This is a genomic window from Amycolatopsis coloradensis, assembly GCF_037997115.1.
Classification (GTDB): Bacteria; Actinomycetota; Actinomycetes; order Mycobacteriales; family Pseudonocardiaceae; genus Amycolatopsis; species Amycolatopsis coloradensis_A.
Genome location: NZ_CP150484.1, coordinates 845709 through 861351, shown reverse-complemented (window position 1 = coordinate 861351; position 15643 = coordinate 845709). Strand labels below are relative to the sequence as shown.

11 protein-coding genes and 2 tRNA genes are annotated in these 15643 nt (G+C 69.8%); 8 read left to right on the top strand and 5 right to left on the bottom strand.

The genetic code is table 11. The annotated features are described in order from the left end of the window. Positions 1–241: 241 nt before the first annotated feature. Complete coding sequence (locus LCL61_RS03885; RefSeq protein WP_340685547.1) at positions 242–1462, bottom strand: helix-turn-helix domain-containing protein; 1221 nt, start codon at positions 1460–1462, stop codon at positions 242–244. A 314-nt stretch (positions 1463–1776) separates the two neighbouring features. Here LCL61_RS03885 and LCL61_RS03880 point away from each other — a divergent pair, with 314 nt between their 5' ends. Then, positions 1777–2973, top strand: coding sequence for a helix-turn-helix domain-containing protein (locus tag LCL61_RS03880; protein WP_340685546.1), 1197 nt, complete (start codon positions 1777–1779; stop codon positions 2971–2973). On the opposite strand, the gene LCL61_RS03875 is transcribed toward LCL61_RS03880, so the two are convergent. The 3 genes from LCL61_RS03875 to LCL61_RS03865 all read right to left on the bottom strand — a co-directional run bounded on the left by LCL61_RS03875 (position 2913) and on the right by LCL61_RS03865 (position 5423). Next, on the bottom strand, positions 2913–3452 hold the full coding sequence (locus LCL61_RS03875; protein ID WP_340685545.1) for a GtrA family protein: 540 nt from the start codon (positions 3450–3452) through the stop codon (positions 2913–2915). The two genes, LCL61_RS03880 and LCL61_RS03875, sit on opposite strands and share 61 nt — an antisense overlap. Before the next feature lie 8 nt (positions 3453–3460). Further along, a complete protein-coding gene (locus LCL61_RS03870; protein ID WP_340685544.1) occupies positions 3461–4675 on the bottom strand; it encodes a lipase family protein in 1215 nt (404 codons plus the stop codon). A gap of 175 nt (positions 4676–4850) precedes the next feature. Beyond that, complete coding sequence (locus LCL61_RS03865) at positions 4851–5423, bottom strand: hypothetical protein (RefSeq protein WP_340685543.1); 573 nt, start codon at positions 5421–5423, stop codon at positions 4851–4853. A 487-nt stretch (positions 5424–5910) separates the two neighbouring features. Here LCL61_RS03865 and LCL61_RS03860 point away from each other — a divergent pair, with 487 nt between their 5' ends. The 7 genes from LCL61_RS03860 to LCL61_RS03830 all read left to right on the top strand — a co-directional run bounded on the left by LCL61_RS03860 (position 5911) and on the right by LCL61_RS03830 (position 14819). Beyond that, entirely contained in the window at positions 5911–7143 is a 1233-nt protein-coding gene (locus LCL61_RS03860) for a DUF6801 domain-containing protein (RefSeq protein ID WP_340685542.1), read from the top strand. A gap of 75 nt (positions 7144–7218) precedes the next feature. Beyond that, complete coding sequence (locus LCL61_RS03855) at positions 7219–8337, top strand: DUF6801 domain-containing protein (RefSeq protein ID WP_340685541.1); 1119 nt, start codon at positions 7219–7221, stop codon at positions 8335–8337. A gap of 209 nt (positions 8338–8546) precedes the next feature. Beyond that, positions 8547–10775 carry a heavy metal translocating P-type ATPase gene (locus tag LCL61_RS03850; RefSeq protein WP_340685540.1) on the top strand — a complete coding sequence of 743 codons (2229 nt, stop codon included), beginning with the start codon at positions 8547–8549 and terminating at the stop codon, positions 10773–10775. A gap of 50 nt (positions 10776–10825) precedes the next feature. Next, entirely contained in the window at positions 10826–12703 is a 1878-nt protein-coding gene (locus LCL61_RS03845; RefSeq protein ID WP_340685539.1) for a serine/threonine-protein kinase, read from the top strand. Between the two features lie 9 nt (positions 12704–12712). Then, on the top strand, positions 12713–14557 hold the full coding sequence (locus LCL61_RS03840; protein WP_340685538.1) for a serine/threonine-protein kinase: 1845 nt from the start codon (positions 12713–12715) through the stop codon (positions 14555–14557). Between the two features lie 80 nt (positions 14558–14637). After that, a tRNA-Val gene (locus tag LCL61_RS03835) sits at positions 14638–14712 on the top strand. A 35-nt stretch (positions 14713–14747) separates the two neighbouring features. After that, positions 14748–14819 (top strand) — tRNA-Val (locus LCL61_RS03830). A 148-nt stretch (positions 14820–14967) separates the two neighbouring features. Here LCL61_RS03830 and LCL61_RS03825 read toward each other — a convergent pair. Next, positions 14968–15570, bottom strand: a complete 603-nt coding sequence (locus tag LCL61_RS03825; protein ID WP_340685537.1) for a TetR/AcrR family transcriptional regulator — start codon at positions 15568–15570, stop codon at positions 14968–14970. Positions 15571–15643 lie beyond the last annotated feature (73 nt).

The window sequence follows — 15643 nt, the reverse complement described above, 5'->3', positions numbered from 1 at the left end:
AAGAATGCCGGGGCCGACCCCGAGCCGGATGCCAAAACCGCGCGGGCGGGGCAATTGCGCATCGACATTTTCCCACCGTCCCGGTATTCAGGAAAGCGTCGGTAAACACCCGTAACGACGGAGAACGCGATGGCCTGCCGGGCGGACTTCCACGTCGATCAGCCGAGGGTGAAGCGTGCCCGCCGCGGCCTCCGCTGGGTGCTCCCCACCGTGCGGCCGCCGGAACGCAGGGTCCGGCGTGTCAGCTCCCTGGCGTCCCTTCGTCGCGGCGGTGGGCGCGCATGAGCCGCTGCGCGCGGAGCGCGAGTTGCATGTTCAGCCGGTCGTCGGCGTCTTTGAGGCGGTCGCCGAACAGGTCCTCCAGTTGACGGAGGCGGTTCCGCACGGTCTGCGGATGCACGCCGAGCCGCTGCGCGATCTCCGGCGCGCCACCGCGCGTTTCCAGCCACGCCAGCAGGGTTTCGCTGAGCCGCTCCTGCTGTTTCCCGCTCAGCGAAGTGAACGGGTCGAGGCTCTGTTTGGCGAGTTCGGCGCCGAGGAAGTCCTCGGCCAGCAGCCACAGTGTGGCGAGGTGGTCCCGGCACCAGATGACCGGGCCGGGCGCGTCCTCGCTGTTCAGCAGTAGCGCACGGCGGGCGGTGCGGAGGGCGGCCGGGGCGTCGGCGAGCGGTACGACGGGGGAGACCGCCACGCGCCAGCCGTCCAGCGCGTCCTTCAGCGGTGCGAGATCGGTGTCCGGATCCGCGGTGAGCAGGTACGGCTCGGCGGTGTCGAGGTCGGCCAGCACGGTGGTGTCCAGGAGGTGGACCGGGAAGGCGGGCGCGCCGGGACCGCGCTGGAGTGCCACCATGGCCGCGGCCCGCGGAACCCGCCAGCCTGCGCCGTCGGCGAGGCTGGCGATGCTGCACGCGGAACCTTCCGGCGCCTGGGCGATCAGTTCGAGCAGGCGGCGGCGCCGGAGCGGGATCGCGCCCGCCGCCCTGGCCTCCGCCTCCTGATACCCCTCGATCGTCGTGGCGCACAGTTCGTCGACGTAGACGAAGACGGACTCGGCCGCGAGCGCGATGACGTCGAGTCCCACGCCGAGCCCGCGCACGATGGGCCGCATCGCCCGCCATGCCGCCCGTGCGCCGATGGTCACGCTGTCGTGCAACGGTTCCAGGCTGCGGCCCTCGGTGAATTCGATCCGCCCGCGCATACGGTAGAAGTCGATCCAGCGGTCGTGGGGCAAGTCCGGATCGCCGATGCACTCGACGTAGTGGCGCACCGCCCGTTCGCAGGAGACGACCAGGACGCGGCCGAAGACACCGCGCAACGGCTGCGAATACGCGGTGACCGAGCGCTGCACCTGCTTGACCATGGCGGCCGCGGCGTGACCGGTATACGGACGCAGTTCTTCGCCGAGCGAACGCGGCAACGTCGCCAGCATGCCGAAACCGCGGTACTCGACCACCAAGACCACCCTTTGATTTTCTTCGAACCAGGAAGGGAAACATGAATCCGTTTGCATAATCGCGTCGGATCGACGGGAACGGTGCGGGGCCGTTTGTACTGGATCGGCGGACGGCCTGTACCCCGAATGTGACGTTGAATTTGCGACGGAAAGTCGCGACGCTCAGCCATGTGACAACGAGCGGGCGTTTCGGTGTGACGTCTTTTGACACGGATGTGTCGGCGGTCCTACGCTCCGTGCATTCGAGTGCGCCGGTGGCGCGCGGACGAAAGGGATTGGGTGCCCGAAATCGTCGGCCTACTTCACAGCGGGGGATCGCACACGTGAGCTGGCAGCCCGTTGGCGCGTTGTGGGAACGCCTGCCGAGGGAACTCGGTGACGCCATTCGTCCGCGGATCCCGGCGATCGCCCGGCATTGTGTCGAAGGCGTGGTGGCCGAGGTGAGCGAATGCGCCGAAGTGTTCCGCGACGGCGAGGCCCGTGCCGCGGCCGTCGAGCTGACCAGGCGCAGTATCGAACGCGCCATCGACCGGGTCGGCGTCCCCGAACTCCTGCAGAACGACCTGCTGGCCGATTTCCGTGCCCAGGGACGGATCGCGTTCCAGCAAGGACTCAGCCGGGAGGCCGCGCAGGCGGCGTTCCGGGTCTCGAGCCGGGTGCTGTGGCGCTCGATCGCCGCGATCGGCCGCCAGCTCCAGCTGCCCGGTGACGTCCTCTACGGCGCGGCGGAATGTCTGTTCGGTGACGTCGTCGAAGTGACGATGGCGCTGACGGACGGGTACAACACCGCCCAAGCCGAGGCGACGGGCCCCGCTGAGCAGCGGGCCAGGCTCTTCCGGCTGCTGACCGGTGGCTCCGGATACAGCCAGGCCGACGCCGGCGCGCTCGCCGTCGCCATCGGCTGGCGGATCCCCGAACGGATCACCGCGGTCGTCTTCACCGCGGCGCCCGGCGCGCCCTCGTTCCCGCCGGGCCTGCTGCCCGCGGCGGTCCCGGTGGACCTCGTCTCCGACGCGCCCGGCGCGCTCGTGGCCTGTCCGGAGGCCGACCTCGGCGGCCTGCGGGACCTGCCGTCCGGCTGGTCGGCGACGGTCGGGGTGTCCGTCCCGGTCGCGCAGGCCGCCGAGTCGTTCCGGATCGCGCGGCGCGCGTCCGAACTCACCCAGCGGGGCATGATCACGACGGTCGGCCCGGTGCTGTGGTGCGAAGAGCACATCACCACGCTGCTGTTGCTCGCCGACGAGTTCCTGCTCGACCGGCTGGCCGGCGAGGCGCTCGAACCCTTGTCGGGGCTGGCGCCGCGCCAGCACGACGAACTGGCGGCGACCCTGCTCACGCAGGTGCAGACGCGGGGGAGCGCGCCCGAAATCGCCCGACGGCTGGCCGTGCATCCGCAGACGGTGCGGGCGCGGCTGCGGCGGCTCACGGAGCTGTTCGGCGAACGGCTGGACGATCCGGATCAGCGGCTGCGGATCGAGCTGGCGCTGCGCGCGGAACGGTTGCGGCCCGCCGACGTCTGACGCGCTCCCGCCACCGGGAACACCCAGCGGCGGTAGCCCCACCAGCGGAACGCCGAACCCGCCGCGGTGCCCAGCACCATCCCGCTGACGAAGTCGGCGATCTCCTGGACGAGGAAACCGACTTCGGGCACCTCGAGCCGCAGGACGTAGCGCGAGATCAGCGGCGGGCACAGGTTGATCGTCACGGCGATCGCGTTCACGGTGAAGAACAGCGCCGCTTCCGGGAAGCCGCGTCTGCCGCCGCGGGTGTGGAACGCCCAGCGCCGGGACAGCAGATATGAGAAGGCGGTGGCCACGACGGTCGCGATCGCGAGCGCCGTGACCGGTTTCTCCTGCAGGACAGTGAGTTTCAGCCCGTAGTTGGCCCCGAGCGTGAGCCCGAACGCCGCGAGGCCGACGGTGGCGAACCGGAGCAGCTCACGCCGCTCGCCGGTCCGCGCACCATCGTCCACAAAGGACGCCGGGGCGGTTCTGAGCACCGCCCGGCTCAGCAGTTCGACGTCGCCGGGGCGCCCGTGACCCGGTCCTTGAGGAAGGCGAGCACGTCGGCGTTACCGGTGTAGACCGCCGTGATGTGGTCGGTGTCGAAGGTCTTCCAGGTCGTCTTGACACCCGCGACGCAGTAGGCCTTGCGCAGCGCCTCGGCCTGCGCGAACTGCACGAGCTGGTCCTGGGTGGCGTGGTAGAGGAACACCGGGACCTTCGGCGGAGTGCCGCCGAGCTTGTTCTCGTTGAGCCGCTTCACCCATTCCGGCCGCACGTAACCGGCGCTGGTCGTGTAGTCGGCGATCTTCTGATTCGCGTAGGTGGTGAGCAGCTCGAAGGTGCACGCGCTCTTCTGCATCTCCGCCAGCTTCACGCGGCCGTTGTCGCTGAGGAACGAATCCAGCTTCAGCTCGGGATAGGCGTGGTCGAGGCCGATCAGTGCGTAGGCGAAGACGCCGAAACCGAATTTTCCGTCGAGTTGCAGCGTGACCTGGACGAGGTCGGCGGGCACGCCGCCGGCGGCGACACCGACGAGGTTCAGCTCCGGCGCGTAGGCCGGTTGCAGTTCGCCAGCCCAGGCCGCCGCCCCGCCGCCCTGCGAGTACCCGCGGAAGAGCACCTTGGCGTCGGTGGACAGGTTCGCCTCCGGCAGGCGCTGCGCGGCGCGGACCGCGTCGATCATCGCCGGTCCTTCCGAACGCCCGACCACGTACGTCGTCTTCGGATCCTGGCGATAGCCCTCGTAGTCGGTGAGCGCGACGGCGAATCCGGCGTCGAGCGCGTCGTCGAGGCCGGATTGCTCGTAGAACGCGCCGATGTCGATCATCTTCGACGGCGTGCAGTGGAAGGCGGGGCCGTGCGTACCGGCGCCGAACGAGACGATCGGCGCCTTCGCCGGGTCCACGTTCTTCGGCACCAGCACGGTCCCGGTCACCGCGTCCGGCCGCCCGAGGGCGTCGGTCGACAGGTACATCACCTGCCACGCGTTGACGGAATCCTTACGCGGACCGGCTTTCGAGACACGCGAGCGGATGATGTCACCCGGTTTGCCCGCCGGGAGCGGGGACGGCGGGGTGTAGAACGAGTCGTCGGACGCCGCCGGGGCGGCGGAGCTCGCCGGGCTCCCGCTCAGCACGGTCAGAAGACCGGCGGACAGGACGATCGCCAGCGCGGCGGCGAGCGTCCGGCGGGACGGGCGGGGGAACGGGGTCGGCACGGCCGGGCCTCCAGAGGCGGTGGGCTGGGTGAGGGCAGAGCGTCGCGAAAGCCACTTTCGGGACCTCTGGTGTCCAGATCGGAAGAGCACNTCGATCGCGCTCATGCCGTGCTCCCCCCGAGGACACCACCGATCACGGTGGTGAACTCCTGCCACGGGCTTCGAGGGTGTCCGCTCAGGCGGTGCCGCCGTAGACCTGGCGGCAGGTCGTGGACTCGGCGAACGCGAGCTCCAGTTCGGGGTTGGCGCGCAGATGCTTGATGGGGCCTTCCGGCTCGCTCAACCCGCTCATCGTGCTGTCGGCGTCGGCGACCACTTTCTGCAGGCTCGCCTGGTCGGTGACCTTCGCGTCCTGCATCCGCGTCAGGGTGGCGGACACCTTCGACTTGGTCTCGCCGAGCGTGGTGGTGGCCTTGTCCACAGCGGACTGTCCATCCGGGACCGGCGGCACACCGGCGTTCCGGATCCCGCCCGCCATGTCGTCGAGCGCGGCGGACAGCGAATTCAGGAAACCCACCATGGCGGTCTTGGTCCCCTGTGGGTCGGCGGGGTCGAACGCGGGCGGCTTGGACAGCTTCGCCGAGCCCGTAGCGACGCCCGAGCACACCTTGTCCACCCAGGCGAGCGCTGCCGGATCGGCGTGCCTGCCGGCGTCGGCGGGTTCGTCCGACCCGCAGGCGCTCAACAGGACCGCCGCGGCGGTCGTGGAGACGGCGGCGAACGCGATTCGCGCTGCCTTGCGGCGCATTCTTTTCATGGTTTCCCCGTCGAATTCGGCGAAAGAGGGCCTGCCCCGGCACGACGAGCGGGATTCCGCGATGGTCGGCGGTGACCGGCTTGCTGAACCGCGAGGTTACTCACGAAAGATTCAGGCAGGCAAGACGGCCGCGACACCGAAAAGGGCGATTGGCACGCGCGAGATAGTTTTCAGTGGTGAGATTGTCACTCTCGTCAGCGGTTCCGCGAGCGGTCTTATCTGGCTCTGAACTGGGGAAACCCATGTGCCGCTACTAGGAACCAGTCGGTTGTACCGTGCCTGCGTGACAATTTACCCGTGGCCGGTCAACTTTTCCGGTGAAGCACTTGATAGCGGTGTGGACGCGTCGTTAGTTTACTGTTCGGTTGCGATCCGTCAGACATCGTCGCTACCCGGAGAATTCTCTCGGGCCGATATTCATTGCTCTGGGGAATTGTACGCCGTTTCGTATCATCGTTGATACCACGGAAGGACGATCGTGAGTCACCGTAGAGGAACCAAGAAGGCGGTCGCCGCCGCCGCTGCCGGTGCCGTGGGGCTTGCCGCCGCGGTACTCGTGGTCGGGGCACAGTCCAGTGTCGCCGATCCGATCTCGCTCCCGCTCAACTACCACTGCGACCTGCCGCTCGTGGGGTCGCAGTCGCTGAAGGTGGTGATCAACACCGATCTTCCGCTGTCGGTCAAGACCGGTCAGCCGACCGGCACGTTCGACATCAAGGCCGTCTCCACGATCAACGCGGACACGGTCAGCGGGCTCAACCTGATCGGTGCGACCACGCTGGAAGGACAGGCCGTCGCGGCGGCGACCGTGGCGGCACCGGGGCTCAACCTCCCGGTCAACGTCCCGAACGACATCGCCAAGCAGAACATCCCCACCTCGGGCGAGATGACGGTCAACGCGGCGGGCAAGACGCCTTCGCTGACCTTCAACCAGCCCGGCGAGGCGAAGATCACCGTGGGCGACCTGCGGCTGAAGGTCACCCCGCGCAAGGCTGACGGTTCGGTCACCGGTATCACGCCGGACGGCACGATCGACGCGCCGTGCAAGCAGGATCCTGGCCAGAACAACACGCTGGCCACGATCAAGATCGGTGACGGCGGTGGCGGCACGACCACGCCCACCACCCCGACCACGCCCACCACCACCCCCACGACGCCGACCACGCCGACGACCCCGCCCACTACCACCACCACGCCCGGTGGCGGCGGGATCAAGTACGCGTTCGGCATCAAGGGTCAGACCGCGCTGAAGTCGCTCGGCAGCACCGCGGCGATCAACGGTGGCTTCGACGCGGACGTGGACCTCGCGTCGAAGACGTTCACCGGTGACCTGAAGCTCGACCCGTCGTCCACCCAGTTCAAGCTGTTCGGGTTCATCGACGGCCGTTCGGAGATCAAGGTCGAGCAGGTCGGCAAGCAGACCGGTGAGCTCGTCGGCACCGGGTTCAAGGCGCACATCAAGTTCAACGTGTTCCTGCCGAGCGTGCAGATCTTCGGGATCCCCATCAGCAACGACCCGAAGTGCGGCACGGTCAGCCCGTCCACCAGCGAGATGACCACCGGTCCGGATTTCGACCTGCTCAAGGGCGGGAAGCTCACCGGCACCTACTCGCTGTCGGCCCTGCAGAACTGCGGTCAGCTGAACGACTGGGTCAGCGCGTTCGCCAAGAGCGACGGCAACACGCTCGATCTGAACCTCACCAAGAAGTAAGTCAGGCAGCCGGTCCCCGTCGCGCGTTCCGTGACGGGGACCGGTGCCGTTTCCGTGCCGTCCAGGAAGGCGACCATGCCCCTTCGCATCAACGTCCGGATGCTGCTCGCGGCGGGCCTCACCGTCCTGCTCACGGCGGGCTGCCTGCTGTTCGTCGCCGTCCGCGGCGCGGCGGCCGGTACGCCCGTCGACAAGAAACTGTCGTTCACCTGCCCGTTCCCGCTGATCGGGATGCAGAAGCTCGACGTGAACATCAAGGCCGACTTCGAGGTGCCGACGGCGCCCGGCGGTACGCTCACCACCTCCGGCCTGACCATCACCGTGACGGTGCCGGACAAGGCGGCGCGCGGCCTCAACCTCGTCGGCGCCACCACCATCGAAGGCACCGCGGCGGCCGGGGTGACACTGGTCAACGGCGACGCGAACCCGCTTCCCGTGCGCATCCCGCTGAACGTCGCCAAGACCGACGTCCCGCCGTCCGGCACGTTCAGCCCGGTGGCGACCGGCTCCGTGCCCACCATCACGCTGGCGAAACCGGGCAAGACGACGCTGACCGTCGGCGACTTCACCACCCGGCTCACTCCGAAGAAGGCCGATGGCTCCTTCACCGGGCTGGGCTCCTTCACCTCGGACTGCACGCTCGACCACGGCCAGGACCCGATCCTGCTCTCCTTCGATCTCGGCGAGAAGCCCGCGGGGCACCGGTTCACGATCGCCGGGAAGACCGGTATCAAGGCACTCGGTGCCGACGCGCCGCTGACCGGCGCCTTCGAGCTGAGCCCGACCGCGGCGACGGTCTTCAGCGGCGGCCCGGTGTTCGACAAGGCACACACCGACTTCCGGCTGTTCGGCTTCCTGCCGGGCTCGGCCGATCTGGAGTTCGTCGCCGACGGACCGCAGGGCGGTGACCTCACCGGGACCGGTTTCGTCGCGAGATCCCAGTTCACCACCGTCCTCCCGCTGGTGACGCTCGTCGGCATGCCGGTCAGCACCGGGCCGGGCTGCCGGACGTCGGCCCCGTCGACGGCGGAACTGCGCACCGGCGACGGTTTCACCATGGCGAAGGGCGGCGCGCTCAGCGGCACCTATTCGCTGGCGCCGCTGACCGGCTGTGGCGCGTTCACCTCCTACGTGAGCACACTCGTCCAGGGGGACGGCAACACCTTCGAACTCGCGCTGACCCCGCGGGGCTGAAGGGAGCTTTCCCCGCATGCGATGCGGGGAAAGTCCCCTTCAGCCCTCGGCCACCCACGGCACCACCCGGACATCTGTTTCCACCACCACCGCAGTAGTCGGGCCGACGGCGGCTCCGGTTCCCGGCGGCGGTAATCTGCCTCGCGACACGACCCGGACACCTGTTCCGCCACCGAGGAACCACTGGTGAATCCTGGGAGTGCCACGAAATGACGATTTCCGCGCCGGAGGCCGCCGTCCGCACGGTGGAACTGACCGTGTCGGGGATGACCTGCGCCGCTTGTTCGGCGCGGGTGGAACGCACGCTGAACAAGCTGGACGGGGTGCGCGCGTCGGTGAACTACGCGACCGAGCGCGCCACCGTGCAGGTGCCCGCGGCGCTGGCTGACGACGTGCTCATCGAGCGGGTCCGCAAATCCGGCTACACCGCGGAGCTTCGCGGCGAAGAGGATCCCGACATCGGCTTCGCCCGGGTCCGGGATCTCCGGCGACGGCTGGTCGTCGCCGCGCTGCTGGCGATCCCGCTGGGGAACCTCTCGATCACCCTCGCGCTGGTGCCGCGGCTGCGGTTCCCCGGCTGGGAACTGCTGTGCCTCGCCTTGGCCGTTCCCGTGGTGTTCTGGTCCGCGCTGCCGTTCCACCGTGCCACGCTGCGGAACCTCCGTCATCGATCGTCCAGTATGGACACCTTGGTGTCGCTGGGCGTGCTCTCGTCGTTCGCGTGGTCGGCGTGGTCCGCCTTCGCGGGCGGCACGGAACCCGGGTACTGGATCGGCTTCGGCCCGACGGCGGCCGGCGCCGACGCGATCTACCTCGACGTCGCCGCCGGTGTGACCACCTTCCTCCTGGCGGGCCGGTATTTCGAGAGCCGGTCCAGGCGCAGTGCCGCCGGACTCCTGGCCGCGCTGGACGCCCTGGCCGCCAAGGACGTCCGGGTGCTGCGGGACGGCGTCGAGCGCATGGTCCCGGTCGGCGAACTGGCCGTCGGGGACCTGTTCGTGGTAAAGCCGGGGGAGTCGATCGCCGCCGACGGAGTCGTCCACAGCGGACTGTCTACTGTGGACGTGAGTGCGGTGACCGGTGAGCCGGTGCCCGCGGAAGTCGCCACCGGGGACCGGGTCGTCGGTGCTTCGGTGAACCGGGACGGCAGGCTCGTCGTCCGCGCGACCGCGGTCGGCACGCATACGCAGCTGGCCCAGATGACCGCGCTGGCCGAACGCGCGCAGGCCCGCAAGGCCGCGGTGCAACGGCTGGTCGACCGGATCTGCGCGGTGTTCGTCCCCGCCGTGCTCGGCGTGGCGATGGTGACGCTCGCGGCCTGGCTGCTCGGCGGGGCACCCGCCCGCGAAGGGTTCGCGGCGGCCGTCGCCGTCCTCATCATCGCCTGCCCGTGCGCGCTCGGGCTGGCGACGCCGACCGCGTTGATGGCCGGGGTCGGCCGCGGCGCTCAGCTCGGCATCCTCATCAAGGGGCCGGACGCGCTCGAGGCGAGCCGCACGGTGGACACCGTCGTACTGGACAAGACCGGCACCGTCACCACCGGGAAGATGACCGTCACCGCGTGCCGCCCCGCCGACGGGTTCACCCTCGGCGAGGTGCTGCGGTTCGCCGGGGCCGTGGAGGCCGGTTCGGAGCACGCGATCGCGGCGGCCGTGGTGACCGCGGCGCGGGCGGAACTGCCGGATCTGCCCCCGGTCGAAGGATTCGGCGCACTGCCAGGGCTCGGCGCGCAGGGCGAGGTCGCGGGGCAGGAGGTCCTCGTCGGCAACGCGCGCTTGTTCGCCGAACGCGGGATCGCCGTCCCCGACGACTTCACGGCGGAGGACGGCACCACGGCGGTCCTCGTCGCGGTCGACGGCCGGATCGCCGGGCAGCTCGCGGTCCGGGACGTCGTGAAGCCGTCGGCACGAGCCGCTGTCGACGCCCTGCACGCGCTCGGCCTGCGGACCGTGCTGCTGACCGGCGACAACGAAGCCGCCGCCCGCGTGGTCGCGGACGAGATCGGCGTCTCCGACGTGCGCGCCGGAGTGCTGCCCGCGGAGAAGGCCGCGGTCATCGAGGAACTGCGGGCCGGGGGAGCGCGGGTCGCGATGGTCGGCGACGGGATCAACGACGGCCCGGCGCTGGCCACCGCGGATCTCGGCATGGCGATGGCGCAGGGCAGCGACATCGCGGTGCGCTCGGCCGACATGGTGCTGGTCCGCGAAGATCTGCGCGTGGTCCCCGACGCCATCCGGCTCGCCGACCGCACCCTGCGGATCATCCGGGGGAACCTGGCCTGGGCGTTCGGGTACAACGTCGCCGCGATCCCGCTGGCCGCGCTCGGCCTGCTGAACCCGCTGATCGCCGGGGCGGCGATGTCGCTGTCGTCGGTGCTCGTCGTGTCCAACAGCCTCCGGCTCAAGGACTTCGGCCGGGCGGACCGACGCGCCGCGTGACACTTGCGGGTGGTTTTGTACCATCGCCCCTCGGGACAAGGGGGGCCTTCGTGAAGCCGTTGAACACCGGCGAACCCACCGGCGTGGGGCGCTACCGGGTGTTCGCCGCGCTCGGCGAGGGCGGGATGGGCCGGGTGCTGCTCGGGATCTCCGCCGACGGGCGCCTGGTCGCGATCAAGCAGGTCCACCCGGGTTTCGCCCAGGACCCCGGCTTCCGCGAGCGGTTCCGCCGGGAGGTCGAAACGTCCCGTCTGGTGTCCGGCGCGTACACCGCACCGGTCATGGACGCCGACCCGAACGCGCCGACACCGTGGCTGGCGTCGGTGTTCGTGCCCGGACCCGCACTGTCGGAGGCGGTCTCCGCCGCCGGCCCGCTGCCGCCGATGGCGGTCCGCCATCTCGCCGCCGGGCTCGCGCTGGCGCTGGGCGACATCCACCGTGCCGGGCTGATCCACCGCGATCTGAAGCCCAGCAACGTCATTCTCACCGGTGACGGCCCCAGGGTGATCGACTTCGGGATCGCGCGCGCCGTCGAAGGCGACTCCGAGCTCACGCACACCGGCGCCGTCATCGGTTCGCCCGGGTTCATGTCCCCGGAACAGGCCGAGGGGAAGCCGCTGACCCCGGCGAGCGACCTGTTCTCGTTCGGCGCGCTGCTGGTGATGGCCGCGACCGGACGCGGCCCCTTCACCGGGACGTCCACTCCGCACACCTTGTACAACGTCGTGCACCTCCAGCCCGATTTGCGGCAGTTGGCGCCTGAGCTGCGGCAGATCGTCGAACCGTGCCTGGCGAAGAACCCGGCGGACCGGCCGTCACCCGCCTGGGTGCTGGAGCGGCTCGGCCCGATCCCGCCGACGACCGGCCCGTGGCCGCCGGTGGTGTCGCATCTCATCGAGACACAGCAGGCCGAGGTCCGGCGGCTGCTGAACCCGCCGCCGCCGAAGCGATCCCGCCGGTACGCGGGACTGGCCGCGGCCGCCGTGGTGCTGCTGGTCGGCGGCACCGTCGCGGCGATCTCGCTGTCCGGGGACGACCCGCCTCCGGCCGCCATCGCGCCGAGTTCGTCACCGCGACCGGACGAACCGGTCGCCACCCCGGTCAACCAGGATCCGCTCGGCCCGGACAACCTGCGCCGGGTCGACCTGTGCAAGGTGCTCGCGGGCCGGGACGTGCCCGGGTTCGGCAAGCTGAGCACGGAGATCGACATCCAGTTCGACTCGTGCACGTACTCCTCGCCGTCGGGTAAGTGGCTGGAGCTGAGCGTCGGCGGCGACCTGGTCGAGGGCGAAGCCGGCGGCGAGCTGGAAGGGCTTCCGCTGCGCGTCAAGGGGTCCGACGACGCGTGCGCGGTCGCCGTCCCGGTCAGCGGCCTGCCGAACACCAAGCTCAGCGTCGACGTGAACTCGATGCCCACAAAGGACCACGCGTGTTCGGTGGTCAAGGCGGCGCTCGCCGACGCGGTCGAACGGATCCGCGCCGGAGGCCACGAACGCGAACTCCCGGCGGGCACACTGGCTCCGCTGGACCCGTGCGCGCTGCTCGGCCCCGCGACCACGGACCGGCTGATCGGCCCGGTCGTCGAAACGATCCGCGAACACCTGCACCAATGCCGGTACGACGCGGCGGGCAGCGTCCGCCTGAGCTTCGTGCGCGCGTACCCGCCCGCGCAATCGAAGGACTCGTACTACACGGAGGCCGCCACCCTGGATCTCGGCGGCGCCAAGGTGTACCTGGCCAAGGTGGACGACGGCATCGCGCGCTCCACCTGCTCGCTGACCTGGCAGCACCGGTCCGTCAGCGACCGCGACGGGGAGAACGTCGAGCTGACGGTCGGGACCAGTGGTACGAAGATGACCGCCGACGAAGCCTGTGAAAAGGCGAAGGGCTTCGCCGGGGCCCTGCTGCCGAAACTTCCGAAATCCTAGGGCTGACCAGTGAAACCGTTGAACCCCGGCGAACCCCGGCAGATCGGCCCGTACCGGATCATCGCCGAACTCGGTGAAGGCGGGATGGGCCGCGTCGTGCTCGGCCTCGCCCCGGACGGCAGGCTCGTCGCCGTCAAACAGCTGCACGCCCAGTTCGCGCACGATCCACGCTTCCGTGAACGGTTCCGGCGGGAGGTCGCCACGTCGCGGCTCGTCTCCGGCGCCTACACGGCCGCCGTCATGGACGCCGACGCGGAAGCGGAAAGCCCGTGGCTCGCCTCGGTCTTCGTCACCGGACCGTCCTTGAAGGAGGCCGTGGACGGTGCCGGGCCGCTGCCCGTCGAGTCGGTGCGGCTGCTGGCGTCCGGGCTCGCCGCGGCGTTGACCGAGATCCACCGCGCCGGACTGATCCACCGAGATCTGAAGCCCAGCAACATCATCCTGACGAGTGACGGCCCCAGGGTGATCGACTTCGGTATCGCGCGGGTGGCGGAGGACGCGCAGGATCTCACCGGAACCGGCGCGATCATCGGTTCGCCCGCGTTCATGTCGCCGGAACAGGCGGGCAGTGGGCGGATCACCGGCGCGAGCGACGTGTTCTCCCTCGGCGCGATCCTGGTCATGGCCGCGACCGGACGCGGCCCCTTCACCGGCCCGACCGCGCCGCAGACCCTGTATAACGTCGTGCACGCCGCGGCGGATTTCAGCGACGTCCCGGACGAGATCCGGCGGATCGCCGAGCCTTGTCTGGCCAAGGACCCCGCACGACGGCCGGCTCCGGAACAGATTCTGGACTTCCTCGGCCCAGTGCCTCCGGGCGCGGTGCCCTGGCCGCCCGCCGTGCACGCCCGGATCCGGCAACAGGACGCCGAAGTACGCTCGGTGCTGGCCCTGCCGCTGCCGATCTGGCGCCCGCCGCCCAAGAAGATGGCGCCGCGGACGAAGAAGATCCTGTTCGGCTCGCTCGCCGCGGTCGTCCTGCTCGTCGTTTCGGGGATGGTCGCGCTAGGCCTCACCATCGCGGACTACGCCAAGCCGGAGAACCCCGGGACGACTTCGCTGTCGGCGACCGACGCGCTCGGCGCGGAACGCCTGCGCCTGGTGGATCCGTGCAAGGTGCTCGCGGGCCGGTTCGTGCAGGAGTTCGGCACCCTGAAACCGGATACCGACCCGATCTACCCGGCCCGCTGCAAGTACACCGGTCTCAAGGGCGTCACCTTCGAACTCCGGCTCGGCGAAGGGGTGAGCACCAGCAGCCTCGAACGGACGGATCGCACGGCCGAAGGACTTCCGTTGCTGCGCAGCACGATCAGCGGCGGATGCGACTCCGTCGCCCAGTTGCCCGCGGACCGGCGGCTCGGCGTCGTCGTCTCCCACCCCGGCCGGGAGGGTGATCCCTGCAAGGCGGCCGACGACATGCTGACCGCCGCGCTCACCCGGCTGCGCACGCACGAGGTCGACCGCGCGGGTGATCCGGCGAGCCTTCTCCCGCTCGATCCGTGCACGATCGCCGACCCGGCGGTGCTCGGCAAGACCATGCCCAACGCGCAGCCGGCCCCGCGGACGCTGCGGATCTGCGAGTGGGTGGGCGGCGGGGACACCCTGACCGTCGAGTTGCAGCGAGGTTCCTACGCGCCGGAGGGTTCGCCGGTCGATCTCGGCAGCGGTGTCACCGGCGACATGCGGGAGTTCGGCGACTCGAACTGCGCCGTCACCTGGCAGCATCGCCCGCTGCCGGACCGCGAAGCCGAACACGTCGCGGTCCGCTTGCTGGCGCGTGAGGGGAGCGGAAGCCCTTGCGACCGGGCGAAGGAGATCGCGGGTTCGGTCGCCTCGCGGCTGCCGAAACCCTGAGCCACGCGGGTAGGCAACCCCCTGTGACAGCCCCGGAAACGGGGTCCGCTAAGCTATCGTCAGTACGAACGAAACACCACGCGCGTTTAGCTCAGCGGGAGAGCGCTTCCCTGACACGGAAGAGGTCACTGGTTCAATCCCAGTATCGCGCACCAGGTTCGCTTCCCCGGTGGACCGGAGTTCGTACCGCGGGCGATTAGCTCAGGGGGAGAGCGCTTCGTTCACACCGAAGAGGTCACTGGTTCGATCCCAGTATCGCCCACCGCAGTGAAGGCCCCACCCGGCGAGGGTGGGGCCTTTCGCGTTTCGTGAGCGATAGGACGGTCAGGCAAGGGCGTCTTGGGCGCGCGGGTGGTGGCGCGAAAGTGGCTTTCGCGACCCTCGGGCCAGTACGTCACCAAGCGGGAACCTCAGGCGGGCGAGGCCGGAAGCCGTAGCGCCTCGATCATCGGCGTGAGCGTGTCCATGGTCGCGGCGAGGTCGGCCTTCGGGTCGGGGGAGTGGGCGAGCCAGACGGCGGCCTCGTTCATCGCGCCGGAAAGCAGGCGTACCAACGGTTCGACGGGCCGCTTCGCCAGGACACCTTCGGCCATCAGTTCGGTCAGCGCTTCGGCGAGGTGCCGGGCGGACGACTCCGCGTCCAGTTCGCGCCAATCCTGCCAGCCGACCACCGAAGGGCCGTCCAGCAGCATGATCTGCTGAGTCACCGGATCGGTCGCCGCGGCGAGGAACGCGCGGCAGCCGGCGAGCAGCCCGGACCACGGGTCCGGCGCGGCGTCCGCGGCCCGTGCGATCTGCTCGCCGACGTCGTGCTGCACGACGCCGAGCACGTGCCGGAACAAGTCCGACTTGCTGCTGAAGTGGTGGTAGAGCGCGCCTTTGCTCACGCCCGCGGTCTGCGCGATGGTCTCCAGCCCCACCTTGCCGTACCCGTGCTCGGCGAACAGTCGCCGGGCAGTGGCGGTCAACGCCTCCATCGTCTCTTCGCGTTGCTGCTGCTTCGTGCGGGCCATGGCCGGAATCTTGACATACCGACCGTCGGTTGGCTAACTTCAGAGAAACAAACCGACGGTCGGTATTGTTCGT

Bases quoted from the DNA above. Each gene is read 5' to 3' on its own strand.
- LCL61_RS03855 (WP_340685541.1), top strand. From the start codon at position 7,219: ATGCCCCTTCGCATCAACGTCCGGATGCTGCTCGCGGCGGGCCTCACC.
- LCL61_RS03850 (WP_340685540.1), top strand. From the start codon at position 8,547: ATGACGATTTCCGCGCCGGAGGCCGCCGTCCGCACGGTGGAACTGACC.
- LCL61_RS03825 (WP_340685537.1), bottom strand. From the start codon at position 15,570: ATGGCCCGCACGAAGCAGCAGCAACGCGAAGAGACGATGGAGGCGTTG.
- LCL61_RS03865 (WP_340685543.1), bottom strand. From the start codon at position 5,423: ATGCGCCGCAAGGCAGCGCGAATCGCGTTCGCCGCCGTCTCCACGACC.